Origin of the sequence: Nostoc sp. NMS9, assembly GCF_017114995.1 — a bacterium.
GTDB lineage: Bacteria > Cyanobacteriota > Cyanobacteriia > Cyanobacteriales > Nostocaceae > Nostoc.
On record NZ_JABXKL010000105.1, the window covers coordinates 1 to 26,940 of the forward strand.

The 26,940-nt window shown below is 42.2% G+C and carries 27 protein-coding genes; 14 read left to right on the forward strand and 13 right to left on the reverse strand.

Annotation, left to right across the window (positions count from 1 at the left end; genetic code table 11):
* From HWQ40_RS34360 to HWQ40_RS34385, 6 genes are all read left to right on the forward strand, one after another.
* The coding region (locus HWQ40_RS34360; protein WP_292786872.1) for a VOC family protein at nt 1–483 on the forward strand (483 nt) is incomplete at its 5' end.
* A 460-nt stretch (nt 484–943) separates the two neighbouring features.
* The gene (locus HWQ40_RS34365; RefSeq protein ID WP_292786875.1) at nt 944–2,524 is read left to right on the forward strand and encodes a CPBP family intramembrane glutamic endopeptidase; all 1,581 of its coding nucleotides are present in this window, start codon (nt 944–946) and stop codon (nt 2,522–2,524) included.
* A 933-nt stretch (nt 2,525–3,457) separates the two neighbouring features.
* On the forward strand, nt 3,458–3,733 hold the full coding sequence (locus tag HWQ40_RS34370; RefSeq protein WP_292786878.1) for an NINE protein: 276 nt from the start codon (nt 3,458–3,460) through the stop codon (nt 3,731–3,733).
* 254 nt (nt 3,734–3,987) lie between these two features.
* Nucleotides 3,988–4,179, forward strand: coding sequence for a hypothetical protein (locus tag HWQ40_RS34375; protein WP_292786881.1), 192 nt, complete (start codon nt 3,988–3,990; stop codon nt 4,177–4,179).
* Between the two features lie 503 nt (nt 4,180–4,682).
* On the forward strand, nt 4,683–7,211 hold the full coding sequence (locus HWQ40_RS34380; RefSeq protein ID WP_292786884.1) for a cation-translocating P-type ATPase: 2,529 nt from the start codon (nt 4,683–4,685) through the stop codon (nt 7,209–7,211).
* 197 nt (nt 7,212–7,408) lie between these two features.
* Nucleotides 7,409–7,897 carry an FHA domain-containing protein gene (locus HWQ40_RS34385; protein WP_094352473.1) on the forward strand — a complete coding sequence of 163 codons (489 nt, stop codon included), beginning with the start codon at nt 7,409–7,411 and terminating at the stop codon, nt 7,895–7,897.
* Between the two features lie 81 nt (nt 7,898–7,978).
* Here the strand turns inward: HWQ40_RS34385 and HWQ40_RS34390 are convergent, their stop codons facing one another.
* Nucleotides 7,979–8,326, reverse strand: coding sequence for a hypothetical protein (locus tag HWQ40_RS34390; RefSeq protein ID WP_292786887.1), 348 nt, complete (start codon nt 8,324–8,326; stop codon nt 7,979–7,981).
* A gap of 204 nt (nt 8,327–8,530) precedes the next feature.
* On the opposite strand from HWQ40_RS34390, the gene HWQ40_RS34395 reads away from it, so the two are divergent.
* Entirely contained in the window at nt 8,531–9,496 is a 966-nt protein-coding gene (locus HWQ40_RS34395) for a TIGR01777 family oxidoreductase (RefSeq protein ID WP_292786890.1), read from the forward strand.
* 141 nt (nt 9,497–9,637) lie between these two features.
* Here HWQ40_RS34395 and HWQ40_RS34400 read toward each other — a convergent pair whose 3' ends face one another.
* The 3 genes from HWQ40_RS34400 to HWQ40_RS34410 form a co-directional block, all read right to left on the reverse strand.
* A complete protein-coding gene (locus tag HWQ40_RS34400; RefSeq protein WP_094352470.1) occupies nt 9,638–9,883 on the reverse strand; it encodes a hypothetical protein in 246 nt (81 codons plus the stop codon).
* 121 nt (nt 9,884–10,004) lie between these two features.
* Nucleotides 10,005–10,427 (reverse strand): tetratricopeptide repeat protein, encoded by a 423-nt coding sequence (locus HWQ40_RS34405; RefSeq protein ID WP_292786935.1) that lies wholly within the window; start codon nt 10,425–10,427, stop codon nt 10,005–10,007.
* Between the two features lie 142 nt (nt 10,428–10,569).
* Nucleotides 10,570–10,926, reverse strand: a complete 357-nt coding sequence (locus tag HWQ40_RS34410) for an iron-sulfur cluster assembly accessory protein (protein WP_094352468.1) — start codon at nt 10,924–10,926, stop codon at nt 10,570–10,572.
* Nucleotides 10,927–11,247: 321 nt separating this feature from the next.
* Here HWQ40_RS34410 and HWQ40_RS34415 point away from each other — a divergent pair, with 321 nt between their 5' ends.
* The 5 genes from HWQ40_RS34415 (at nt 11,248) to HWQ40_RS34435 (ending at nt 17,475) form a co-directional block, all read left to right on the forward strand.
* Nucleotides 11,248–12,879: a hypothetical protein gene (locus HWQ40_RS34415; RefSeq protein WP_292786893.1), complete on the forward strand. Its 1,632-nt coding sequence runs from the start codon at nt 11,248–11,250 to the stop codon at nt 12,877–12,879.
* A 1,691-nt stretch (nt 12,880–14,570) separates the two neighbouring features.
* Nucleotides 14,571–14,747, forward strand: a complete 177-nt coding sequence (locus HWQ40_RS34420; RefSeq protein WP_199784887.1) for a CopG family transcriptional regulator — start codon at nt 14,571–14,573, stop codon at nt 14,745–14,747.
* A 276-nt stretch (nt 14,748–15,023) separates the two neighbouring features.
* A complete protein-coding gene (gene zds, locus HWQ40_RS34425; RefSeq protein WP_292786896.1) occupies nt 15,024–16,463 on the forward strand; it encodes a 9,9'-di-cis-zeta-carotene desaturase in 1,440 nt (479 codons plus the stop codon).
* A gap of 62 nt (nt 16,464–16,525) precedes the next feature.
* Nucleotides 16,526–16,969 (forward strand): SRPBCC family protein, encoded by a 444-nt coding sequence (locus HWQ40_RS34430; protein WP_292786899.1) that lies wholly within the window; start codon nt 16,526–16,528, stop codon nt 16,967–16,969.
* Between the two features lie 221 nt (nt 16,970–17,190).
* Nucleotides 17,191–17,475 carry a hypothetical protein gene (locus tag HWQ40_RS34435; protein ID WP_292786901.1) on the forward strand — a complete coding sequence of 95 codons (285 nt, stop codon included), beginning with the start codon at nt 17,191–17,193 and terminating at the stop codon, nt 17,473–17,475.
* On the opposite strand, the gene HWQ40_RS34440 is transcribed toward HWQ40_RS34435, so the two are convergent.
* From HWQ40_RS34440 to HWQ40_RS34455, 4 genes are all read right to left on the reverse strand, one after another.
* On the reverse strand, nt 17,457–17,675 hold the full coding sequence (locus HWQ40_RS34440; protein WP_292786903.1) for a type II toxin-antitoxin system HicB family antitoxin: 219 nt from the start codon (nt 17,673–17,675) through the stop codon (nt 17,457–17,459). The genes HWQ40_RS34435 and HWQ40_RS34440 overlap by 19 nt on opposite strands.
* Nucleotides 17,676–17,732: 57 nt before the next feature.
* Nucleotides 17,733–17,969 (reverse strand): 2Fe-2S iron-sulfur cluster-binding protein, encoded by a 237-nt coding sequence (locus HWQ40_RS34445; RefSeq protein WP_292786906.1) that lies wholly within the window; start codon nt 17,967–17,969, stop codon nt 17,733–17,735.
* A gap of 85 nt (nt 17,970–18,054) precedes the next feature.
* Nucleotides 18,055–19,539: a cobyric acid synthase CobQ gene (gene cobQ, locus HWQ40_RS34450; protein ID WP_292786910.1), complete on the reverse strand. Its 1,485-nt coding sequence runs from the start codon at nt 19,537–19,539 to the stop codon at nt 18,055–18,057.
* A gap of 285 nt (nt 19,540–19,824) precedes the next feature.
* Nucleotides 19,825–20,229, reverse strand: a complete 405-nt coding sequence (locus tag HWQ40_RS34455; RefSeq protein ID WP_292786912.1) for an Npun_F0494 family protein — start codon at nt 20,227–20,229, stop codon at nt 19,825–19,827.
* A 194-nt stretch (nt 20,230–20,423) separates the two neighbouring features.
* Between HWQ40_RS34455 and HWQ40_RS34460 the strand changes: the two genes are divergently transcribed.
* On the forward strand, nt 20,424–20,861 hold the full coding sequence (locus HWQ40_RS34460) for a peroxiredoxin (protein WP_292786915.1): 438 nt from the start codon (nt 20,424–20,426) through the stop codon (nt 20,859–20,861).
* Nucleotides 20,862–20,938: 77 nt separating this feature from the next.
* Here HWQ40_RS34460 and HWQ40_RS34465 read toward each other — a convergent pair whose 3' ends face one another.
* From HWQ40_RS34465 to HWQ40_RS34485, 5 genes are all read right to left on the reverse strand, one after another.
* Nucleotides 20,939–21,337: a hypothetical protein gene (locus HWQ40_RS34465; RefSeq protein WP_292786918.1), complete on the reverse strand. Its 399-nt coding sequence runs from the start codon at nt 21,335–21,337 to the stop codon at nt 20,939–20,941.
* Between the two features lie 36 nt (nt 21,338–21,373).
* Nucleotides 21,374–22,261 carry an ABC transporter permease gene (locus HWQ40_RS34470; protein WP_292786921.1) on the reverse strand — a complete coding sequence of 296 codons (888 nt, stop codon included), beginning with the start codon at nt 22,259–22,261 and terminating at the stop codon, nt 21,374–21,376.
* Between the two features lie 106 nt (nt 22,262–22,367).
* Entirely contained in the window at nt 22,368–23,387 is a 1,020-nt protein-coding gene (locus HWQ40_RS34475) for an ABC transporter ATP-binding protein (protein WP_292786923.1), read from the reverse strand.
* A 134-nt stretch (nt 23,388–23,521) separates the two neighbouring features.
* On the reverse strand, nt 23,522–24,505 hold the full coding sequence (locus tag HWQ40_RS34480; protein ID WP_292786926.1) for a choice-of-anchor A family protein: 984 nt from the start codon (nt 24,503–24,505) through the stop codon (nt 23,522–23,524).
* Between the two features lie 195 nt (nt 24,506–24,700).
* On the reverse strand, nt 24,701–26,170 hold the full coding sequence (locus HWQ40_RS34485; RefSeq protein WP_292786929.1) for an aminotransferase class I/II-fold pyridoxal phosphate-dependent enzyme: 1,470 nt from the start codon (nt 26,168–26,170) through the stop codon (nt 24,701–24,703).
* Between the two features lie 172 nt (nt 26,171–26,342).
* Here HWQ40_RS34485 and HWQ40_RS34490 point away from each other — a divergent pair, with 172 nt between their 5' ends.
* Complete coding sequence (locus tag HWQ40_RS34490) at nt 26,343–26,603, forward strand: DUF4926 domain-containing protein (RefSeq protein WP_292786932.1); 261 nt, start codon at nt 26,343–26,345, stop codon at nt 26,601–26,603.
* Nucleotides 26,604–26,940: the final 337 nt, after the last annotated feature.

Below are 26,940 nucleotides of genomic sequence, written 5' to 3' on the forward strand. Positions count from 1 at the left end.
ATGGGATATCACGATTACTCCAGTTTGATTGGGATCTTATTTTCTTGCAAGTCCCTAAGCAATATGGACAACAAACTCTCTTCTTTCAAGCCTTACTCTGTAACACTTTCAGTAGCAGATATAGAAGCCTCAGCAAACTGGTATGTAGAAAAGTTAGGATTCAAGGTTATGCAGCATAAGAGCTATCCTGAATTCAACACAACGCTCATCTTTACAGAAAACAATGGTTTCTGTGTTGAGTTAATCAAAGATGGTAGTGCTGTTTCTGGAGTGCAACGTTCAGATCCACCTGCACATACATCCATACATGGGGTTTCACAGTTTGCGTTTGAGACAGATGATGTTATTACGCTTAAACAGGAATTGATTGAGCGTGGTGTTCCAATTATCTGGGAGTTTGAGAACAAAGAGTTGGGTGGAAGATTCATCTTCATCCGTGACCTTGAAGGCAATCTTATACAGTTTCTTCAATGGTTAAGGTAGCTGGCAAATGCTTACCTCAATGGAGTAGGGTAGCTTCATACGTTCCCTGCTCAGACTCAGTAAGTAGGCATAATTAAACATAAAATAAAATCCTAGTTCGTAGTGAGTGATATTATGTCCGCTTGATTACTTATTAAACCCGAAGAACCCCACCCCCAACCCCTCCCCGCCTGCGGGGAGGGGAGACAAAGCACAGCTTTGGCGGGGTGGGGTTCTTTTATTATGGGTAATTTGGCGGACATGATATGATTCATCGCTCAAAATAAAGATTATCAGCTTCCTCAAGATAGGAGAACACTACTGTAATTTAAGATTGTGGGTGCATAGGCTAGCAAAAATCGCAGGCATCACACATTCATCGCAAACTTATAATATTGATGATATCTATCCAGCTCTGACTTTTTATTGCGATAATTCCCAAGGGGGACGCGCTCTCCACTGGTCAGTTAAAGGGGGATAGATGACACTCAAGCGGTTGGTTTTATTTTTTGTGATGACGCCGATAGCAGTTCTGTTGGCAGTTTCGGCTTTATTCGGTAGTTGGCAAGAACCTCAATTTCAAAGTCGCCTGGAACTATACCAAACAAATATTGCTTTACAAGCTCAAGCTTGGCAATCAGAAGATAGCAGTGATGACAAACTCCAGGCGATTCAAGAAGCAATACTTGGTGAGCAACCCCTAGAAAGCGCTACAAAGCAGTATCAGGAGGCGCGTCAATCAGTTCAAGCTAATTTAGACAAAGTTAACAACAAACTTGCACAATTACGCTCTCAAGCAGAAATAACTCCCACACCTCCGAAACCTCTACCAGACGCTCCTCCCACTATTAAAACCTCTAAACAGGGAGAGCAACAGTTACAAGAGTCTTTTAAGCAATTACAAAAATTACTGGCTGAATTAGACCTGCGCTTGGGAATTTTACAAGCACAGCAAGGACAGACGGATACAGCCTTCAAGACTTGGAGCGAATTACAACAACGCTCAGATATTAATATTAATCCAGGGTTTGGGGAAACCGCCGCTGTATTGACTGGACTGTGGAGCAATCCTCCCCGTATCCTCCAAAATGCTCAAGAACCAATTCAAAAAAATTTAGAAGGTTGGTTTCGCTATACCGCTTTGGTTAAGTTATACCAACTCCAGCAACGACAAGACGCCTTATCAGCAGTAAAAGCGGCACAACAAGAATCTTCTGCTCAAGCAGTGGTGAAATTAGCGGTTATTGGCACTATTCCCACTTTGGCAGCTTTAATTGGTCTCATACTGCTGATTTTATTATTTGCTCAACGCTTGTTGAAAGGAAAAGCCTCGTTATTAGCTCAAAATGCTGATATTCCTTGGTCAACGCCTTGGGGTGGTGAAACGGTTTTGCAGGTTTTTATCATCGGCTTTTTCTTCATGGGGCAAATTTTTGTGCCTTTGGTGATATCACTGCTACCCATCCCGCGTCCCATTGTGGATGTGCGACTTCAGGCGTTTTCTGTGTTGGTTAGTTACTTCTTGGTAGCATTAGGTGCGCTGTTAGTGCTGTATTTCTCTCTCAAGCGCTTTTTTCCACTACCAGAATTCTGGTTTCGCTTCCGTTTTCAAGATAACTGGTTTTTGTGGGGACTGGGAGGCTATTGCACGGCTTTACCTGTAGTTGTAGTGGTATCTTTGATTAATCAACAGCTATGGCAAGGACAGGGTGGGAGTAATCCTCTGTTGCAACTAGCGCTGGAAAGCCAAGATAGTATAGCACTTGGTATATTTTTCTCTACAGCTGCGATCGCCGCTCCATTTTTTGAAGAAATCCTATTTCGCGGTTTTTTGTTACCCTCTCTAACTCGTTACTTACCCGTGTGGGGATCGATTCTGATCAGTAGTTTGTTGTTTGCGATCGCTCACCTCAGCTTATCGGAAATTCTCCCCTTGACCGCATTGGGCATTGTGTTAGGAGTAGTTTACACGCGATCCCGCAATCTCCTCGCTCCTATGCTCCTCCACAGCCTCTGGAATAGTGGTACACTATTAAGCTTGTTCGTTTTAGGTAGCAATTAATACAAAGATAGTACGGTTGCCAAAAACAAAAATATCTGATTTTATCTGCATAGGTAGAGACAATTTACTAGTGATAATTGGTTACAAGCATAAATACTAGCTGAAAACCCAATTAAGATAATGGCAAAAGCAAATTAAAGAATGCTATTAACATAGACAACAAACTATCTAGTTAAGCATTTATTCTCATTCAGATAGATTTTAGCCATTTTCGAGATGTTAATTGTCTTCTTAAACCATTTTTAGCCGTCATAAATTGGAATGCAATTCCGGTTTGCGCTCATGGAAGTGGGGATCGGTAACTAAAAAGCGGTTAGAAAGATATGGAAGATGCCTTTTGCGCTTCTTCTAGATTCCCACTAGCCACACAGTTGTCTTGTCATTGGTGTAATGGCGTTTCACGTCTGCTGGAAGCGATGTCTACGATGGTAACAGAGCGGCTGGTGAGCGGAGTCGAACCATGCCGTACCACTTCCCTACGGGACGCTACGCGAACGTAGAAGCAAGCTAGCAAGAGCGTCTGTCTGCGACACGCTGCGCGAACGTAGAGAAGTGCGGGCTACGCATACGCAAAAGAATCCGGAAATAATACTGATGGACTTGTAGAAAGTGGTGTATATAGCAGCTTTTGCTGATTATTTAAGATTGATTCTGCTCAAGATAAACGCCTGAGCTAAAAATCCGCAAAACTGCTGCACCAGGGTTTGCGATCGTCAAATCCAGCAAAAGTCATCAAGGAGCGCCAGACCGGCTTATACTGCAAGACATCTTGGCGTTTCCTCTGGAATAGAAACACGCTGATTTTAATTATTCATCTTGGGACTTACTCATACTGAAAAAATTAAAAATCTATTTATTAAGCAAGTAAATGTATTTGCTTCCATTACAATAAAGACTTTATTTTATACTCACTTATCAAGGAGCAGCACTTATATGGCAAATCTCAACCCCAGTCACCCTACCAAACAACTTCTAGCTGGTTACTGTGGCATTATCCTGGGAGCATTTGGGGTTCATAAGTTTATTCTAGGATACGCTTCGGAAGGCTTTATCATGTTAGTGATTTCTGTAGTTGGCGGTTCTTTCACCTACGGCGTTGCTTTGTTAATTATGCAACTTGTAGGTCTAATTGAAGGCATGATCTACTTAAATAAATCCCCTGAAGGATTTGTAAATACCTATTTTGTAAATAAGCAGGGCTGGTTCTAGTCCAAGAATAGCGTTCTTACTGGAAGCAGATGGTAACACACGCTTCCAAGCTTAGGATTGCAGCAAAAGCGCGGGGATAAAGGGCAGCGACAAAAGAAACATCCTTTTTCCCTTCCGCTTCACCCTTTACCTTTAGCAGAAGTTATACAACACTTCTACCTTCTATATTTATTTTTATTGATATGCTCATTTTCAAACTTAAACAGCTTAACTGGGCAATGTTTTTCTTGCTAGGCTTAGGATATTTTAGTGTTATGTCTCATTTAGAAATCAACTATTTCTTAAAAAACCTGATTGCGATCGCGCCAATACAGGTGGCAGCTATTATTTATGTCACTTATCGACGTTGGAACTGTCAACCCCCTGTAGGGGAATTAAAAATTAAAAATTTAAAATTCAAAATTCAGAACCCTACAGAAGATAAATCTGGGAAGTTGGAACGTTGAATTAAAGTGCAGCGATAGTCTTGATGCTCAACGAAGTAGGATAAAAAGGAGTCATGTCGCTTCTCTACGAGACGCTGCGCGTAGCTTGCTTCCCCAAAGGGGTACGCGCTCCGAATTCAAAATTCAAAATTCAAAATTCAAAATTAATGATCCCCATAAATAAATTTAGGGGCTTGTATCATGAGTTGTTTTCGGTCAGAATTCAGAATTCAGGATTCAGAATTTTGAATACTTACCCATATTCTCGCAGCGTCCCGTAGGTAAGGGATAGAGTTTTAAGGCGATAATCTTTGAATTCGCTTTCGCTCATAAGGGGCAAGATTTAAACCAATATTCATTACCCACTTGTACTGAATTCTGACTCCTGAGTTCTGAATTCTTTTTATAAATTAATAATTTTAATATAGTTGACATTGAGTCATAGTTGCATATTTCGCCTACGCTCGAATTAGAGACGCTTTTAGTCAGGCGTTGAATTTCTGTAGCGAATCTAAACACAAGCCATGCAACTTGTCCCAAAAACTAAGCCAGCCCTAGAACTTGACCCAATCCTAGAGAAGATTATTCTAGATGTTGGGGGTATGAAGTGTGCTGGGTGTGTGAACGCAGTAGAGCGACACCTAACCCAACATCCAGGAGTCAAGAGTGCCTGTGTGAACCTGGCCACAGAGGTAGCAGTTGTAGAGTCAGAAGTTGGTGCAATAGATGCAGATGCACTGGCACAGCGATTAACAGCCGTTGGATTCCCAACTCAACCCCGAAAAGCTAATGGCACAGTAGCGGGCGAAATATCGACCTTACCAGATCCAGCAGAACGACAACGCCGAGAAATGCGTTCTTCTCTATGGCAATTGGCGATCGCTGCGGTGTTGCTGATATTGTCGGGAAGTGGACATTTTGGTAATCTTGGTAGCTCAGTGCTGCCAGTGCTAAATAACATCTGGTTTCACTGTGGACTGGCGACAATAGCGTTGTTAATTCCTGGTCGCCCGATTTTAGTAGATGGTTGGCTGGGCTGCCGACGAAATGCGCCTAACATGAACACCCTGGTGGGATTGGGAACGCTGACAGCCTACATTGCTAGTTTAGTAGCGCTGCTTTTTCCCCAATTGGGTTGGGAGTGCTTTTTTGACGAGCCAGTAATGATGCTGGGCTTTATTCTCTTAGGAAGGACATTAGAGCAACAAGCTAGAGGTCGCGCGGCTGCTGCATTTAGGAAATTACTAGCACTCCAGCCACTCTTAGCGCGATTGATTGCCAACCCAGAGAAAGCCGGAGTGGGTTCTTCTAGCGTTGAGATTCCTGCTGAACAGGTGCGTGTCGGTGAATGGCTACAAGTGCTGCCAGGTGATAAAATCCCCGTTGATGGCGAAGTGGTGGTTGGTCAAACAACGGTCGATGAATCAATGCTAACTGGGGAACCAGTATCAGTAATCAAGCAACCAGGAGATATGGTGACAGGAGGGACTATAAACCAGTCAGGAGCGATCGCTATTCAGGCAACCCGTATTGGAAGTGATACAACTCTAGCTCAAATTGTCGCCCTAGTAGAAGCTGCCCAAACTCGGAAAGCCCCAGTACAGAAATTAGCAGATACAGTAGCTGGTTACTTTACCTACGGGGTACTGACAGCATCTGTCTTAACATTTGGATTTTGGTACTTTTTTGGTACTCACATCTGGACTGATATCACCATGTCTGGTGGCATGGAAATGATGAGCCACGCTCACCACTCCGTAGAGACGCGATTAATCGCGTCTCTACCCACTCCCCATTCTTCCCTATTAATTAGTTTAAAACTAGCGATCGCAGTTATGGTAGTAGCCTGTCCCTGTGCTTTGGGACTTGCCACACCAACAGCCATTCTTGTTGGGACTGCTATGGGCGCAGAACGAGGTTTGTTAATCAAAGGTGGCGACGTTTTAGAAAGAGTACACCAGTTAGACACCGTAGTATTCGATAAAACTGGCACTCTGACCACAGGTAATCCCATTGTCACAGATTGTCTGTTAATTGAGGGATCGGGGACTGGGGACTGGGGACTGGGGAAGAATAACAATGCTCAATCCCTAATCCAATTAGCAGCAGCTGTAGAAAGTGGTACTCACCATCCTCTAGCAAAAGCGATTCAGCAAGAGGTACAGCGGCAACAGTTATCTATTCCAGAGGCTGTAGACTTTCACACGGAACCAGGATTAGGGGTATCTGCTGTGGTAGAGGGCACAGTTGTATTGTTGGGTAACTGGGAATGGTTGAGTTGGCACGGCATTGCCATTAATGAAACCGCACAACAGGTAGCACAGGATTTGGCAACAGATGGTAAAACAGTCGTTTGCGTAGGAATTGGGAGAACTTTAGCTGGACTAATTGGTGTTTCTGATACCCTCAGATCGGATGCTCGATCCACCGTAGACAAGTTGCGTCAGATGGGCTTACGGGTAATGTTGCTCAGTGGCGATCGTCTAGAAGCAGCTAGTGCCATAGCCAAACAATTAGGATTAGATAGCGCTGATGTCATAGCAGGTGTTCCCCCAGCTAAAAAAGCGGCGGCAATACAGTCTCTCCAGTTAGAAGGGACAAGGGGACAAGGAGACAAGGGAATAAAGAAAACTCCTAACTCCTCACTCCCCAGTAGAGACGCGATTAATCGCGTCTCTACCCACTCGATAGTTGCAATGGTAGGAGATGGAATCAACGATGCTCCAGCTTTATCCCAAGCAGATGTAGGAATTGCTTTACACTCCGGGACAGATGTGGCGATGGAAACTGCTGAAATTATCTTAATGCGCGATCGCCTAAACGATGTCGTCGAATCTATTCAGCTTAGTCGCGCCACCTTCAACAAAATCCGCCAAAATTTATTCTGGGCTTTTGCATATAATACACTTGGCATTCCTTTAGCAGCAGGTGTTTTATTCCCTAGTCTGGGTTTTGTGCTTAACCCATCTGGTGCTGCTGCATTAATGGCTTTTAGCTCTGTTAGCGTCGTTACCAACTCAATATTATTACGGCGATTCGCTCATCGCCCGTAGAATACTCCTTGACACGTCCAATTTGCCACCACAAATCTTGGTTATCAAAACACAATTCAGGAGTCAGTCGTCAGATTAAAACACTTACCAAAGCTATCATAGCTACTGGAGTAGAACGGCCATGTTTTACTCTTTCAAGGTATTATGCAATTTTAAAGCTTATTTAGATTAGCACCACAGACTGATGGTGCGCGAAAATGGCAAGATACGATACAAAACAAATCTTAATCAATTACAGTTCCACCGATTTGTCAATGGCAGCAGAAACCAATGAAAACCATCTACTGATTATTGAAGACGATCAAGGTCGCAAAGAATTTTCTCTGGAGCACCCCGTCTACTCTATTGGTAGAGACCGCGAATGTAATATCCGTTTAATGTCGCAGTTTGTCTCCCGCCGCCATGCCACATTAGTGAGATTGCCACGAGAGCATAATAGTCATAGCTACTATTACCGGATTGTAGATGGCGATGCCAAAGGTAAGCCTAGTTCCAACGGTTTGATGATTAATGGACGCAAGATACCAGCCCACGATCTCAGAAATGAAGACGAGATCGTTTTTGGGCCTCAAGTACGTGCCATTTATTACCTTTTAAGAAATACTCAGCGTTTAGGACAAACGGATTCGAGTGAGTACGACATTACACTAATAAACCCCGGTATGGCCGAGGATTTAGAGGAATAAGAGAGTGAATTCTAACTACCAATCACAGTCTGACACTTCCACGGTTTTCAGCCGTGGGAGTATCAATTCAATCACCAAAGCTTATCCTGCAATACTTTCAATCAAATGCCAATGGCGGCTACTTTCAATAGCTTGCTTGATTAACTCAAACATTTGTCGGCAGTAATTATCTAAGTGAATTGGTAGTTCTTCATTTTTAATCACAATACTCATCCGGGTTTCTGTTTCAGTAGATTTTGATTTATCAATCAGTACTTCTACTGTTATTAATTTAGGAAAAGGAACATTTCCAGGAACCTCACGACCGATAATATATTCGGCTGTGTGATATTGAATATCCAACTGACAGTCCTGTAGAAGTTCTACAAGTAACGGCAACAGATGGTCACTAGGAACAGAAACAATAAATGAACAGGTATAGCGAGCCATAATAGCCCCAAGCCTTGCAACACTCCGTCCATCCTATAATACCGAAGTATCTAAATATAAAGTCATTAAAAAATCAAAGTTTTTGAGAGCAGGTACTACCAGATATCCAGATATACAGTCAAACCTCTTCTATCAACAAGGAAAGTGCCGTAAGCTGAAAGTTTAATCAAAAACTTTACAATAAAGGTTTGGCTGAGGTAGAAAATGAAAGTCGCAATTACTGGAGCAACAGGATTTGTCGGTAGTCGTTTGGTACAACGATTACACGGGGAAGGTCATCAAATAGTAGTATTAACTCGGAATACCACTTTTGCTCATAAGGTTTTTCCATCTGAGGCTTTCCCTAATGTAGAAATTGTTGCCTATACACCAAATGCATCTGGTTCTTGGCAAAGTGTTATCGCTAGTTGTGATGGCGTAGTTAATTTGGCAGGAGAACCTATTGGTGAAGGACGCTGGACACCAGAACGGAAACAAGAAATCCTCAATAGCCGAAAGTCAGGTACACAAAAAATAGTTGAAGCAATAGCCAACGCTAATCCCAAAACGGCAGTCGCTACAACGGGGGGAACCCCCGCAACGCGCTGCCTCCCATCTGTGTTAATTAACGCTTCGGCTATTGGCTACTACGGCACCAGTGAAACGGCAACCTTTGATGAAACCAGTCTATCTGGTAACGATTTTCTTGCCCAAGTCTGCCAAGCCTGGGAAGCTGAGGCGAGAAAAGTAAAAGATGCTGGTGTGCGACTGGTAATTCTGCGTTTTGGGATTGTACTGGGCAATGGTGGTGCTTTAGGTAAAATGATTCCGCCTTTCAAACTCTTTGCTGGCGGGCCTATTGGCAGTGGTCGGCAGTGGTTCTCATGGATTCACGTAGACGATTTAGTTAACCTGATTTTGCAAGCTTTAACTAAACCGGAAATAGAAGGTGTATATAATGCCACTGCCCCTAATCCAGTTCGGATGGCAGATTTAAGCCAAACTTTGGGACAAGTGATGAATCGTCCTTCTTGGTTGCCTGTTCCTGGTTTTGCGATCGAAGCCCTTTTAGGAGATGGGGCTATAGTAGTTTTAGAAGGTCAGCAAGTTATCCCAAAACGTGCCGTGCAAACAGGCTTTGAGTACAAATATCCTAATTTGCAATCGGCATTAACACAAATTCTTAATTAATAAGGGAGTGGGAGGGACGCGATTAATCGCGTCTGTACTGGGGGGTGGGGAGCAGGGGAGCAGGGGGAAGTTGTAGTAAGTTTTTCCCCTCTGCCCAATGCCCAATGCCCAATGCCCCATGCCCCATACCCAATTCTTTCACTATTGACTAGAAAGAAACTTTTTGGAAACCCAACTGATAATACCGCTGAGAATGGCACCACCCATGAGGATGCCAATTGCGGGGTTAAACAAGGGTTGCCACAGTTGATGCCACAAATCCAAACCCAGGTTTACTCCTGCGGCATCACCGATCGCAGCGATCGCTAACCAGCCAAAGCCAAACAAAACCAAAAAAACATCTGCGACTAAAACCATGTTTAACCAATTTAACAATTTATCTTTCATGATTGGATTGGGTAATGGGCATTGGGCATTGGGCATTGGGCATTGGGAAGAGACAACCTGGAAAATCACTTCAATGAATTCTCCCTTTTCCTCGTTGTCCCTAACCCCCAGTTCCCATCTTTTACTTTTCAAACAGCCAATTTTTGACTTTTGTTAAACTTTGCCAATCTGGTTTTCTACTTAAACCGTCCTCAATACTATTTTTTATTTCATCACTCCATTCTTCATTGACAAAAATCAACTGTTGTGCTATATCGATGTGTTCCCGCAAACCTTTTTGCTTTGTTTCCAGCATTGCTAAGGCAAGATTGATTCTAGCCTGGGGATCTTGTGGATTTAACTTGACAGCCTTCTGTGCAGCTTTGTAAGCCAAATTGGGTTTGTTATCGAGTAGATACAACCACGCTAAACAAACCCAAGCTGCACTAGTTTTAGGAGCGCGATCGCACACTTCTTTAAATACAGGGATTAAAGATTCTGCTGATTCTCCTGCTTTATAGCGTTCTAAACCTGTATCAAACAGGGATTCAACTGTTTGAGTCATAGTAAAATTAATCATGAGTCATTAGTCATTGGTGAGTCAGTGCGGTCTTGGGGGTTTCCCCCATGAGCAACTGGCGAACCCGAAGGGTCATTTGTCATTTGTCTTTCGTCCAATAACCAGGGACAAATGACAACTGACAATATTACACCCCAAATGACTTGCCGCAACCACAAGTTTGATTAGCATTGGGGTTAGTGAATTGGAAACCACCGCCAATCATGGCATCGCTGTAATCGAGCATTAAACCGTAGAGATATAACAGACTCTTGCGATCGCTGACAATTTTGAAGCCATCATAGTCAAAAACTTCATCATCAGGGGTGATCTTGCTGGTATCTTCAAAATCCATCATGTAAGACATCCCAGAACAGCCACCCTGACGTACTCCTACCCGTAAGCAGAAGTCTGTGCCCTGCTTGTCCCGGAGGGATTTTACCTGGTGCAATGCGGCTTCGCTCAACAGAATTCCGCGTTGTTGAGCCTGAATTGCTTGTGTCATCTGCTTTTCAACTCCTTAATTAGTATAAGCGTTACCCTATATCGGCTTGTTAATGCTTCTGGGTTGCTCGCTGAGTGTTTTTGTATTCATTCTAGCGGCTTAGATGTTGCTAGATACCAAATTGTAAACACTCCGTCAAAAGTAGCCAAAGATTTTTATTCTAGAATTGAGAGACTCAATGTGTTTATACATTCAGTATTCTTAAAATTCAAGCCTTGCGGCAGCCTGAGAAGCAACCATCCTTCAGGTGCAGCCATAAAAATTTAATCCGAGGCTAGCTAGCCCCCAAAGTTTACTTCCAAATTGCTTCTTTTGATCTCTATGACAAGTTTTAATCGCTCTACCAGTCGTCGGTTGAAGAAATTAACTCAAATTCCTTCTGTATGGGAGGGCGATCGCCGTCCGTTGTCATCACCAAACCAGCTGTCAGACTCAGAGGCAAAGGGAGAATGCATTCTTTGGGTAGATTACTCCCAAGGTGTTGTTCGAGGAATGGACGTGGTAGCTTCAGATACCGGCCCAGAAGCAATAGTTCGCACCTTAATGCAAGCAATGGAGCATCCCCAAAGTCCGGCAAGACCCGCTAGACCCCAAAGAATTGTAGTCAAAGACCGCGAGATCCAATTTTACCTGCGGGGAGTGCTGCAAGATTTGGATATCGCCATTGATTACGCACCAGAACTGCCTTTAATTGACGAACTATTTCGTGGATTCGCCGATATCCTCGATAGTCAAACCCCCGACTTACCCCCACAGTATGCACAAATTTTGCGAGAGAAAGCATTTGCAATTTGGCAAGCAGCACCTTGGGAATTTTTGGAAGAACAGCAAATTTTGTCAATCGAGATTAATAAGTGGGATGTTGGCACACTATACGCCTCAGTTATGGGAATGCTGGGAATGGAGTATGGGATTTTGTTTTATCGCTCAGAAGAGTCTTTAAAACAGTTTCGCGCCGCAGTTCTAACAGATGAAGAATCAACAGAGCATCTAGAAGAAGCGTTTCTCAAGCAAGATTGCCTGTTTCTCACTTTTGAGAGCGTTGACGAAACCGATGAAGATGAGGATGAAGAAGATGATTTGGCGGATCTGCCATTATCAGAAATTGACCCTACTTTTGGTAATATCCACCCCTTAGAAGGACTCCGGTCTGTTTTGTATGACGAAGAAGCATTGGTAATCTTGGTTGCGATCGAAAGCCTGAGCCGCTTTATTCGCGATCACCGTCGCCAACTTCATGAAGACATCTTCCCTACTCTCAGCCGTCGCTATCGCATTTCTCTACCGCAGTCGGAAGAATCAACTAAATCTGTGGCTGTGACAGTCTCTACTATGTCGCAGCTAGCAGCAGAATTAGAGGAAATGGCAGGCTTTGGTATTGACGATCGCGAGATTGAAAATCAAGATTTTCAATCATTGCGAGATGACTTGATACCAGAAGATTCCTTCCTCAGCTTAGGTGTAGTGTCCTGGGAAATGTTGGATTCTCTACGAAAGGGGGTCAGCTACCACCAGGCTAGTGAAATCAAACAAGTGGGTGATGGTTTGCCGGTGATTTTAATTCAAACCTCCCGACCCAAGGCGAAGACTGTAATTGAAAGAATTGAAGCAGCAGGTGGATTGAAAGCAATTTGCTTTAATCCAGGTGCCGATCCCTTTGATGGCGATCACTACGACCTGGGTTTATTGCAAACTCAAAATGGCGAATTGTTCCTATTCGGTGAATTTTTAGATGAAGATCCGATTCATGTCGAAGCCCGAAAAAAATGGAATCAGCGGTGTAAAAATACTAAGGGCTATTGTGGCTTAATCATTGCCAAAGGACTAACGGGAGCCTCCCGTGGCAATCCTCAGTTACGAGATATGATGGCTTTGTTTGAAGGGCGATCGCTTTCACCTGAAAATTTAGGTATTGGCACTCTCCAACTTATGCCCCAACTTAAATTTGAGTAATTGCATGAATTGCTGCAATCCTGAATCTCAAATTATCGATATGAGAAATTAAGTTGATGTGTATTTGATTGAGATATTGACTGAAACTGCATTTAAGAGAGGAAAAGGGGAAGGCTTGGTCTGTCTGTTAACATTTACCCCTCCTATCCCTTGTATGCAGTCTTTTAACCGGAGGCAGAGCGTTTCCGGTTCCACTCAGTCTTCGTCATCCGCGTACCTATCAGGGCGTGGCACTTTGTAATGGATATTCATGTATATGTCAATACTAATAAGCGACCAATCTTGAGAAGCTAACTTTATCTAAATTTCATGAAGTACCTGTATTTTTATAGTTTTCTAGTCCTTTTATGGTAACGACTATAAGTATAAATAACTACGAAAATCTAAAAAATTATCTACAAAGACTGCTTGAATCAAACCTAACTGATGCACTTAGATATTGGAATCTTTTTTTTGACAAGTTTTTGAGTTTAGCATCCTGTTATATATCAATATCATTAAGCAAAAGTTCAGATATATATCTTTTTCTTTGTAATTTTTTTATAAAGGATAAAAAACAGCTTTGTTAATGTCTAAATGAAGATTATTTAAAGTGCGTAAATAATAGCTATAATAAACACACTGCCGAAAAAATTAAAATATACGATTCTTTTTATAGGTATACTTACCAGATAAAAAATAGTTGTAATTAAAATTTTATTGGCAGTATTTTATATCCTGGCTTAAATATGAGGAAAATATTTTATGGCAAAATTATAGTGCCCTACTTGGCTAAAAATGATTTACATAACCTCCAGATAGATGAATACGAAAAATCGCAAAAAAATGCTGATTTTAAAGCAAGTTATATCGCTGGAAGGAAAATAAAAATATGCAAAACTTTATTGCATTATGACGATAAGTTATTATAAAAGCATGAAACAAAACTAAAATATTAATATTGGCAACAGTCAAGTAACATCACATCTATTCTGGATTAATTTATCTGTGTGAAATTACAGATATTCCTGTCAAATTTTACCAAAATAATTGGCAATTTACACTCAGTAGACTGAGTTTTGTCCCCTTTTTTCTGGCTACTATATTGGCACTGGAAAGCAATCAGCTTGATCGAGGTAAGCCAAAATTCATAACTGTCCAAGTAACTCTGAACTTCTTGGTTACAGTAAGGTTACAGATGGGTATTTGTGGCTTATTTGCCTACTTTATAAGTGACTATTCACGCTCTATATACACAACTCCAACCCGCCTGTAAGCCAGCATTTCAGCATGATAATGATTCTGAAGCTTTATTTTTTGGTGTTCTAGTGGATGTTCTCTCCAAGGGAGTTTGACGAACTTAGTTAAGAGAGAAGGTCAAATGCTTTCAATGGAGAATAACTTTGAAAATCTTCATTGAGTCAACAGTAGGTATCTCGAATTCATTTATAAAATTTCATTGTCAGGCTTTACTCATGCTGTTAGTAGGGTTATTATCTTCAAAAGCAACTATGTGTTATTTATGCTGTCACAATAGTAACAAATAAAGTGTAGTATTTTGATTTTTTTAGAAAATGATCAATCCTTTGACAAAACAAACATTTTTAATATTAATGGTATTACTTGTTTCCTGAGACAAACTCTGATAACCTTATCGGTTCCCTCTTTAATTTAGACTCTTTCGACCATCTAAATATACAGCAGATAGCATGATAGCAATGACAAATAAAAAATGGGCCGTTAAACGCATAACAGTCAACCTCGCAACGCAGGAAGCGGAAAAACTAGAAAAATATTGTCAACAAACAGGTAGACCTGCAACTGACGTGATTCGTGAACTGATTAGAAGTTTGCCTGTCTCTGATGACAACAAAGATGAAAACAAGTAAGAAGTTACTTTCACGACTTATCCATAAAACTGCTTTCCTACCAAAAAAATATCTATGATACTTTTGAGAGTCCGCGGCTATGGACAAAAGTTTGTCTAGATGATACAGACGCGTTTTTATCGCGTCTGGTCATATACCGGGACTAAAAGAAGTAATCAAAGAGGTTTTAGTATTGATATTGGCAAGCCTTAATATGCTGCTGGAGTTGATATTAAGTAGCAAATTCCGACACCAACCCAGTTACAATCTGTAAAGAAACTGAAAAGGAACGACGGAATGCGTGTTGCAATCGTAGGTGCGGGACTGGCTGGGCTAGCAACCGCAGTAGATTTAGCTGATGCTGGTTGTGAAGTCGAGATTTTTGAGTCTCGTCCGTTTGTGGGTGGTAAAGTTGGCAGTTGGGTTGATGGAGATGGCAACCATCTAGAAATGGGGTTGCATGTATTTTTCGGGTGCTACTACGAACTATTTGACTTAATGAAAAAAGTGGGGGTGTTAGAAAACTTACGCCTCAAGGAACATACCCACACTTTTATTAATAAAGGGGGGCGCACTGGTGCTTTAGATTTTCGCTTTGTTACAGGTGCGCCTTTCAATGGGTTAAAGGCATTTTTCACTACTTCTCAACTATCGTTGCAGGATAAATTGCAAAATGCGATCGCTTTGGGTACTAGTCCGATAGTTCGCGGATTGGTAGACTTTAATGGGGCGATGAAAACTATCCGCAATTTAGATAAAGTTAGCTTTGCCGATTGGTTTCGCAGTCATGGTGGAAGTAATGGCAGCATCAAGCGGATGTGGAACCCCATTGCCTACGCATTGGGATTTATTGATTGCGAAAATATGTCTGCCCGTTGTATGTTAACCATATTCCAGCTATTTGCAGTTAGAACAGAAGCTTCAGTTTTGCGAATGCTGGAAGGTTCTCCATCTGAATATTTACACAAGCCGATTCTGGAATATCTGGAAGCTAGAGGCACCAAAGTTTACACGCGCCGACAAGTTCGGGAAATTCAGTTTACTGAGTCAGCTGAACAAACCCGTGTAACTGGTATAGTAGTTGCCCAAGGTGATGCAGTAGAAACGATCGCAGCTGATGCTTACGTTTTTGCCTGTGATGTTCCAGGAATTCAACGCATCTTACCCCACGAGTGGCGTAAGTGGTCAGAATTTGACAATATTTACAAACTGGATGCAGTGCCAGTGGCTACAGTGCAGTTACGCTTTGATGGTTGGGTAACAGAACTGAATGATGGAGAGCAACGTAAACAGCTAAATCATGCGGCTGGAATCGATAATTTACTTTACACAGCCGATGCTGACTTTTCTTGTTTTGCCGATTTAGCGTTGACTAGCCCTGCTGATTATTATCGCCCAGGACAGGGATCTTTGTTACAGTTAGTGCTGACACCGGGAGATTCGTTTATTGCACAAAGTAATGAAGCGATCGCACAGCATGTTCTCAAGCAAGTTCATGAACTGTTTCCTTCGTCGCGGGAGCTAAATATGACTTGGTACAGCGTGGTAAAGCTTGCTCAGTCTCTCTACCGGGAAGCGCCAGGGATGGATGCATACCGTCCCAACCAAAAAACACCAGTAGATAATTTCTTCCTTGCAGGCAGTTATACTCAGCAAGACTACATCGACAGCATGGAAGGTGCTACTATTTCTGGACGACGTGCGGCAAAAGTGATTTTGGAGAGTTTAAAGAAATAACGAACTCCAAAGGGTGCAAAGAACGCAATCGCAAAGCATCTCGTAGAGAAGGAAAAAGAGAAATGCCAGACTGGTTAGAGCATACTGTGCAGGTAGAAGTAGAGGCTCCCATAGATTTAGTATGGAGCCTCTGGTCTGATTTAGAGCAAATGCCCCGGTGGATGAAGTGGATTGATTCGGTGAAAATTCCGCCAGATAATCCAGATATATCTCTTTGGAAATTAAAAACTGGCAGTCTAGAATTTAATTGGCAATCCCGAATTCTCAAAGTTATTCCCAACCAAATTATTCAATGGGAATCGGTTGATGGTTTGCCAAATCAGGGAGCGATTCGCTTTTACGATCGCCACAATAGTAGCATTGTGAAAATGACTATTTCCTATGCTATCCCCGGCATTCTTGGCAAAATTATGGATAACTTGTTTTTGGGGCGGATAGTTGAATCAACGATTCAAGCTGATTTGGAAAGGTTTAAAGAATACGCGCTGAATGTTAAAGCTAATTGATATAGATAGCAAAATCAGGCAGTAGGAAACAAACTGTAAAAGTTTCTTACTGTCTGATAGGGAAAATATGGATTTTTAAGGGTTGGAGGAGATGCGATTGCACATCTCTATTATTTATTAGGGATTAAGAGATTTTTATTATACAAAAATCTTGTTTAGACTATAACACTTATTATAAAATGTTATAATTTTCTTTATTGTTAAAAATAAGTGAAAATTGAATGCGTCGTCACATTAATTTGAACATCATTGATGAATCTGGTATAAATACACTTTTCTCTAAAGGAGTACCTTGCTCTAAAGCTGATAGAGGAATTTACGATTTTTATATTGGTGGTAAATGCAGAGTTTATCCATCCGGTAGGATTGCAACAATTCTGAAAGAGACTTTATCTCATGACGTTGTTGTTCAGTTTGATAATGGTGATGTAGAAATTATGAATTTGCATAATCTTTTTAGTGAAAGTCTTTTTGGTAGTTCAATTCCTTATAATCTAGCCTCATAAGATGGTTCTGGAAGTGGATCGCCTACAGCTTCGTAAGCAATAATTAGAGACTCTAAAGCTTCAATTCCATTTGCTACAGCCAACTCATAAGTATTGCCATGAGTCCGCCAGCGTTGTCCTGGAAAATCAGGAAATGCTACCAAAAAACAATTATCTTCTTCAGACCATTGAATAAGCATTGGGTATTTAAGTTTACTCATCTGGTTTCTTTTCTTCTACTTCCTCATCTGACATTCTGAACTTAGAGGGTTAAAAAACTACCAAGTTGGGTCGCTAAACAAATTAATCGTCAATTCCTCGCGTGGCGGTACTGCACTGATACAAGCGCGAACGATCTCTCCATCCTCTAATTCGACGGTGCAAGCGTGACAAGACCCCATCAGACAACCGGTGGGAATAAATACCCCAGCCCGGTCTGCTACATCTAAAAGGGCTTCTCCCACTTCGGCATCTACTGTGACATTATCTGGTAAAAAAAGGACACGAACAATCATCAATGTTACGCATTTATAGAGTTGTCATTTGTCCTTTGTTCTTTGCAAATGACCAATGACTAATGACATTTCAACGCATTTTAGCTTAAGACAAAAACTGACTTAAGTCTAAATGGCTTTCAACTTCAATGGCTAGAGAGTCCAAAATCTGCTCTCGCTGTTCTCGGTAGTTAGCAACACCAGTGGGCAAAGATTTTAAACCCCGCTGTTGACGGAGGCGATTTAACCAAGCGCGTCGCCAAGGCCCATTGTCAAAAAGCCCGTGGAGGTAACTGCCCCACACTGATTGACAACTATCCACTAACCCTAAATTAATATCGTCAAACAGGGCATGGTAGGATTGGGGATCTATGCCTTGCTGTTCGATGCGCGATCGCCCTTGGTGGATTTCAAAGCCATTAACTGGTAAGCCTTGTTGTGGATAATTTGAGCTAACTTGGCGCTGGCGGGCGATTTTTTGTCCTGTAATTACAGTTCTGATTGGTAAAAGATTTAACCCTTGAAATCTGCCAGCTTGTCCCTCTATCCCTTCTGGATCAGCGATGATTTGACCGAGCATTTGATAGCCACCGCAGATACCTAAAACCGTTCCCCCAGAAGCAGCGTAGTTTTGGATAGCTTCTGCCATACCGCTTTTTTGCAGCAGCAGCAAGTCAGCAATTGTGGTCTTTGTACCTGGGATAATCACGGCATCAGGATGTCCTAAATCTTGCTTAGGACTTAAATACTTAATTGAAACTGTACTTTCTGATTCCAGTGGGTCAAAGTCGGTAAAATTGGCAATTCTTGGTAAGCGGATGACGGCAATGTTGAGGTCAGTATGAGCTTTATTCGACGACGATTGACGTTCTAGCAGGTCAAGGGAGTCTTCTGCTGGAAACATTTCTTGTAAGTAGGGTATAACACCGATAACGGGGATACCAGTGCGTTCTTCTAACCATTTTATCCCTGGATCTAAGAGCGATCGCTGCCCTCGAAACTTATTAATTACTATACCTTTAATTAAGGCGCGTTCATCTGGTTCCAATAACTCTAGGGTTCCAACGACATGGGCAAAAGCACCACCTCGGTCAATGTCAACTACTAACATGGTTGGTGCATTTAAATATTTTGCCACCCGCATATTAGTTAAGTCGCGGTGCTTGAGGTTAATTTCTGCTGGACTACCGGCACCTTCACAAACCACCAAGTCAAATTCTGTTCCTAAATGCTGTAGCGATTCTTCAATTGTCCGCCACCCCAATTCAAAATATTGCTCGTAGTAATCTGAGGCACTCACTTTACCTACAGACCTACCTTTGATAATTACTTGGGAAGTCATATCACCTTGAGGTTTGAGTAAAATTGGGTTCATTTCTACCCAAGGCACTACTCCCGCGGCCCAAGCTTGCACTGCTTGGGCATAGCCAATTTCTCCACCACTGGCGGTGACATAAGCATTTAAAGCCATATTTTGACCTTTAAAGGGAGCCACTCGCCAACCACGCCGCGACAGAATGCGACAAATAGCTGTAGTTAAAAGTGATTTCCCTGCATGGGATGTTGTCCCCACTACCATAATTGATTTCATAGTTGCTATCACTTAGTTTTTGAAGATACAAGGTTAATTTTTAGGAACGAACAGTTATATGACAATCCATTCATCAGTTAAAAAGCAGGAGGGATAAGGGGGATGAGGGAGATGAGGGAGATGCAGGGGAAATAACTAATGCCCCATGCCCCATGCCCCATGCCCAATGCCCCGCATCACAAATTGCAGTTGGATGGTTATGGTAAAGACTTCATGAATAGATGTGATGTTTCCGTGTATATTGTTCCCTTTGATTCCCTAATCCTAACTCTTGGATTTTTTATTCTAAAAAGGTATCCGTAACCAACGAATCACAGCATCATAAAAACGATCGCGCCATGAAGGAGTACGCCAATTTTTTCCCTGGTACTGTTCCACTAACTGGCGTCCCAAGGGAGTGAGACGAAAACTATCTGTAATCCCCTGCCCATCAACTTCTCGGCGCAATACACCCACTTGAATCAGCCAGCCTAAGGCGTTATCACAGGCTAATTCTGATAAAGGGCGTTTAGTATAGCCTTGCTTGAGTCCATTTTCCAGAGCGATCGCAGTTAATGACACACTCTGGTGTCCCATCACTTCAAATAATGATACATTAAAAGGCGAACACACTAGCGATCGCTCGGCTCTTTCTACTGTGCTTTGAGGATAAACAAAAATATTTGGGTTTTGGGAATCAACAGCAGGCATCGTGTATAGGTATAAATTTTCCTTCTAACAAAGATTAATTTAAGAATATATTTTTTCTTGTACTAAATACCCCATTAAACCAAAATTAGTTACCTCAAGTATAGTTATGCGATTTTTTAGTAATTATATTTAATCATTATAAATTAATGTAAAATTTCAAGTGCATCAACAATCTGAAACAGGAAAGGTTAATTATGCCTCTAGCAGTTGGTACGGATGCACCTGCATTTACCGCCAAAGATACAAACGGCAACACAGTCTCGTTATCTGATTTTGCCGGCAAGACAGTTGTTTTGTATTTTTACCCTAAAGATGACACACCAGGTTGCACCAAACAAGCCTGTAGTTTTCGAGATGCCCAGTCTCAATATCAAGGTAAAGATATTGCAATCTTGGGAGTCAGTGCAGATGATGAAGTCTCCCATCAAGCATTCACCCAAAAATATAATTTGAATTTTCCCCTACTGGCTGACAGCGACAAATCCCTCATCAAAGCTTTCGATGTGGATGGTGGCGGTTATGCCAAGCGCGTCACCTACGTAATTGACCCCAGCGGCAAAATTACCCATGTTGACGCTAATGTAAATACCACCAACCATGCTAGCGATATTTTAGCTGCACTTGGGCTGTAGTTTTTTACCTGATAATTCAGGATTTTTTAAATAGTCTTAGCCCCAAGCCTCTAAAGGCTTGGGGTTCTTTGTTTGATTCAGTTACCTGATGGTGGTGTCACCAATGGCGGCGTAACTGATGGTTGTGTAACCGTTGGCAAACTGAGGGTTGGTTGCTGTTGTTGACCTTGAATTAGTTTTTGTTGCCTTGCTTTAAAGGCTGCTGCTGCTGAGTTTAGTTCTTCGTTCTGTTGGTTAGAATCCCAGTTGAGAGTCCCGAAGTTTGCCCGATGAATCAGATCAAACATATTGAAATTGTCTGAGTTGGAACGGGAGAAAGGATCGGTATTTTGGTCTGTTGTACTATTACTGGGGAAAGCATCTGTTGGGCTGCTGATTTGAGCCGAACTGGGTTGAGCCATGAGTAAGGAAGCAAAGCTAATTCCTGCTGCCGTAGCCACAAAGAGTCTAGTAATTTGTAAAAATGGTTTTTTCATGGGGTTTTGACCCTAAAATTGATCTATTTTATCTTTTTAAGCAAGAGTCCGCCGCAGTTGGGGTTGAATACTTACTAAGGCGACTAGGGCAAAGCCAAACAACACCAGCAACGCTCCCCCAAAGGTAACATCGCCCCAAGGAGCCTGCATCACTACACTACCTAGTCCCCAACTACTGTGGAAATAGAGATAGCGAATTGGTTCGATCGCATAGCTGAGAGGATTCAGGGTAGCTACAACCTGCAACCACTGAGGCATGAAGGATAAAGGTGCTAAAGCAGTACTAGCAAACAATAATGGTAGATTAGTGACAAAAATCACTGCAATCAATTCAATGTGTCCGGGTAGAGTGAAAGCTAAACCGAGAGAAATGGCTGTTACACCCAAAGCTAAGAGTAAGACAATTAGTGCGATCGCACTTAAACCCGCGATATTTGGTAGTCCAGCCCCCAAAAATGCTGCTGCTGCAACAATTACGGCTGCTTGCAACAAACTTTGGCTGATGATGAAAATTGCTGAGGCAAAGACAATGGAAAACCGTGATGCTAACGGTGCCACCAGCAAACGATTCAAAAAGCCGAACTCACGGTCAAACATTACTGGTAAACCAGCATTCAGCGCCCCAGCAAAGGCTGTAAACACAATGATGCCAGCAGCCAAAAATTGACCGTAATTTGTTGTATTGCCAAATATACCCTTGGGAGCATTTTGGAACAAAGCACCAAATAGCACTAACCACATTACTGGCTGAATAATTCCAGCAACCAAAGATGAAGGACGACGTTGCAACTGAATAAACAAGCGACGAGTTAAGGCCAACGTCTCTTGTACCAATTCACCGAAAAAGTTAAGTGCAGTATTAGCATCTGCTTGTGGCGATGCTAGCGGCTGCCAATTGATATCAGATTTAGGAGTAACACTCATAGCAATTTTGGATTAATAGGGCATTGGGAATTGGGCATTGGGAATTGGGCATTGGGCATTGGGCATTGGTAAGTATCTCCATGCCCTATGCCCCATGCCCCATTCCCTATCTCATATTCTGCTTCTTTTCAGCTTTGGGATCGCGGGTGGCGACGGCTGCGAGTTCTGCATCCAATAAGGTGCGTCCTGTGGCGGCGAGATAAACGTCATCGAGGCTGGGGCGAGATTGGGCGATGCCAAATATGGGTAAGCCAGCATCATTCAGCGCTTGCTGTATGTTAATGAGAACATCATTCTGAGGTGTCACTACCAAGTTGAGCGAATTACCTTGAGCGCTGTTGATGATGACTTCTTGGACAAAGGGCAAAGGTTTCAGGAGGTTTTTAGCTGTTTCAGCTTCCTCAATGGGGGAAAACTCGCGGATTCGCAAGGTGATGCGATCGCCCCCGACTTGATCTTTCAATTGCGAAGGTGTACCACTTGCAATTACAACGCCGCGATCTATAATTGCCACGCGATCGGCTAGAGCGTCAATTTCTTCTAAATAATGGCTGGTAATTACTACCGTCGTCCCAGAGGCGCGTAATTTTCTTAGGAAATCCCATACTACAAAACGGGTTTCTATGTCAAGTCCTACAGTTGGCTCGTCCAACACCAAAACATCCGGTGCATGGAGCAATCCAGCAGCCAAGTCTAGGCGCTTGCGTAAACCGCCTGAGTATGTACCTGTCTTTTTATTAGCGTATTCTTGCAAACCGAGTAAATCTAATACCGTTTCAATACGCTGTTTGGCTACTGCGCCTGGGAGGTGATAAAGTGCTGCTTGCAATTGCAGCAGTTCTTTTCCAGTCAACACCTTATCTATAGCGACTTCCTGAGCTACGTAGCCTAGTCGTTGTCTTGCCACTCTGGGATTATCTAACACAGAGATGCCAGATACTTCGATTTTGCCAGCATCCGGTGTGGTCAGCGTACACAAAGCACGCAAGGTAGTAGTTTTCCCAGCACCGTTGGGGCCAAGTAAACCAAAAATTTCTCCTGGTTCTACCTGAAAGGAAACATCCTGGACGGCAACCACTGTACCGTAAAGTTTTTGCAGATTTTGAATTAAAACGGCGGGAGCCATGACAGCCGATCCCCAACTATACAAATCTCAATAAAGTCTATCTTTATTGTAGAAGGTAGAGAGCAAGGAAATAGCGCATGAGCGAAAATCTGTAAAAAGTTCGCTTCATGCGCTATGCTGCCAAAAATTTTTAATTATTCTAAACAAGTTGCTCGATTGTGTTTGTAGCGAAACAAACCAAATACTACAGCAATTAATCCTAAACCTGGAAGATTTGCAGGCTCTGGAACCTGAATACGAGTGGGAGGCTTAGGCGGATTGTAGTACTTGGTTGGGACATCTGGCAGATCGCCATTAAATAGATAGTTGTGAGACTCACCATTTCCTGTCAAAGAAGCTACCACTACATTGCCGTTAATTTGACCGTTATTGAAATTGAAATTAGCCAAAGGCGCAAGAATACTACCTTGGATGCCAATTCCACTAGCAGTTAGGTTTGTCGCTTCATAGAAGTTGTAGATTACTTTTTGTTTATCTGCGCCAATGATATTAAACCCAAAGTTTTGCAGTGACACATCCTTACCGCTGATATTGACAACGATAGTTGAATTTGCGTCCCCTTTAATTTCAAAATAGTTTGTCTTGGAGACAGATGAGCCTGCAAGATTAAAAACATTAAAAGCAGTACCACTGCCACTAAGGTTAATAGCACCCCAAGGTTGAACTGTTGTGTTACCAGTAGGAGTCAAGGTTGCCAAATATTCAGATAACCCTCGCAGTTGTTTCCCTGCTTCATTGAAGTCGATGGGATTACCCTGGCTGAGAGTTCCTTGGGGAAATCCCACATTGCTGGATACATTGGCGCTGCCTCCATAGACAGCATTACCGTGGTAGACTTGACCGTTGCTCAGAGTTAAATTCTGTCCAGCGACTACTACGTTGCCCCTATTGCCAGAAAGTCTGCTTCCAAGTCCGCCGACGAAATTTATGTTACCGCCAGCAGCAACTTTTCCTTCGATATCTGTATATTGTTGAGAGATATCTCCCAAAACAAATACATTGTAAGCAGAGGCAGCGCCTAACTCAACTGCATTCGCTCTTGCTGAGAAACCCAGCGCTAGAGTGACTACAATCGGAGCTGCTACTTGCCTCCAGATATAATAGGTTTTTGATTTCATCTTCTAGTTTAGGAATCATCAAGACGATCCTATGGGTATAAATTAAAGATTGCACTAGTCTACTAGCTATTTTTATTGAAGTTTCACACTGGTATAAATACTGTATGTTTTTCCCTAAATCATCTGAAAAACCGCACATTTACCATTGACTTCATCAATTAAACTTTTATGAAGAAGAATTCAGTAGTTATAACGTTATTTCACAACTTTCAAAGTTTTGAGACTAATGTCATTACAACCGCTGATAAATCCACCCATAGCCTGGATTTGTTGTAGGTATTCCAAGACGGATTTTGTGATGACTTCTCCCGGCATTAACACAGGAATTCCTGGGGGATAGGGACAGACGATTTCAGCACAGATACGTTTATTGGTTTGTGTCAAAGGTAGGATTTCACTGACAGCAAAAAAAGCTTCACGGGGAGAAAGTTGTAAAGCATAATCTAGCGTTCTGTCTAAATTTTGCCAAACCTGGTTTTTAACAGTCAAGTTGCTTCGTCGATATTCTTTGGCGAGGGAGGTGAAACCTTGCACTAATTGTTCAATATCGGCTGGAGTGTTGCCCAAACTAATGATAAAGGTGAGATGTTGTAGTGAGGCAAATTCAGCAGTAACACCTAATTTTTCATCGAGAATCTCATCTGCTTCAAATCCGGTTAAACCTAAACCAGAAACAGTGACAGTTAGTCGCGTTTTGTCTAAAGCTAAAAAGCCGGGAGATCCCCCCAACCGAGGCATTTCCAAAACTGATAATCCAGAAATTTGACTGATTCTGGTTCTAGCTTCCTCAGCAATTTGCAAAGTGCAAGACATGAGCATTTTTCCGTGGAGTGCCATTTGCTGACGCGCTGCATCTAAAGAAGCTAAAAGTAAATAACTAGGACTGGTAGACTGTAGGAGTTGCAAAGCTTTACTGATGCGATCGCAATCTATCCTATTACCTTGGACGTGCAGCATCGATGCCTGTGTCATCGCACCAAGTACCTTGTGGATGGATTGTACAGTTAAATCTGCACCTGCGGCTAAAGCTGGAGTAGGTAATTCGGGATGAAAGGCAAAGTGTGCACCGTGTGCCTCATCTACGAGTAGAGGAATATTATATTGATGGGTAATGTTGGCGATCGCACTCAAATCTCCACAAACACCGTAATATGTGGGGTAAACTACCAACACTGCTTTGGCATCGGGATGTTGTTGGAGTGCAGATTGTACAGTATTGGGCGTGATGCTGTGGGCAATATCTAAAACTGGATCGTATTCAGGATTGAGAAAAATGGGTATTGCACCAGAGAGAATTAAGCCAGCGATCGCCGAAGAGTGTACATTGCGAGGCAGAATGATTTTATTGCCTGTACCACAGGTAGCGAGAATTGCCGCTTCAATCCCACAGGTAGAACCATTGACAAGGAACCATGTTTGCAAAGCCCCATAAGCCTCAGCTGCAAGTTGTTGTGCTTCTTGAATAACGCCTTGGGGTGCAAAGAGATTATCTAAATCTGCTAATTCGGTTAAATCAGCGCGAAAGACGGCTTTACCCAGTAAGTCAGCCAAAGGTTGAGAAATTCCCTCACCTAGTTTATGTCCTGGGGTGTAAAAAGGCGCATGAGGTCTTGCTGCATTGGCTTTTAAGGCATCTAATAGAGGCGTTTGGTTTTGATTGAGCATTAAAATAATTCGTAATTCGTAATTCGTAATTTAAAAAAAACCGTTAATTTTGTCAACAGTTTAAGGTAGATTGGATAGTACCTGATATACACGGAATCAGGCTGCGGACAATCCGATAAACTACCGCTAATAATCTTTATCCACGGTTTGATTACTGCATTTTTGAAGTTAAATGAAAACAGCTAAACTTTTGAATACTATTGCTACACTCAACCCTATTCCCATTGAGAGATTACAACTAGTAGAAGAAGATTATACTTCTATCGAAAGCTTACCAAGTGGGCAAGTTGGAACAATTGTAGAAGTGTATGAGCAAGAAGAAGAATATCATTATTTAGTCGAGTTTGCTGATACCCAAGGCTGTGAATATGCAATGGTGACTTTGAGAGCAGATGAAATCTTAGTTTTACATTATGATTTGGCAATTGCTTAAGTTTTTACTTTAGGGTTTATATCTGAATTAAGGTGCGATCGCATTAATTATCCACCTACTTGACAATTATTTATCATAATAAAATCAATACAGTCACAACAAAAAGGTTGCGTTGTGTGCCTTATCTAATATCATGTCCGGGTAATTAGTTATGATTCCATAGTCATTGCACCCCGCCCCTTAATCCCCTCCCCGCCTGCGGGGAGGGGAGACGAAGCGTAGCTTTGGCGGGGTGGGGTTCTGCGGGTTTAATAAGTAATCAAGCTGGCATCATATAACTCATTAAGTAAGTCGGCGCGAAAAAACCAAACTATGTAAAGATAAATAAATACGGAGA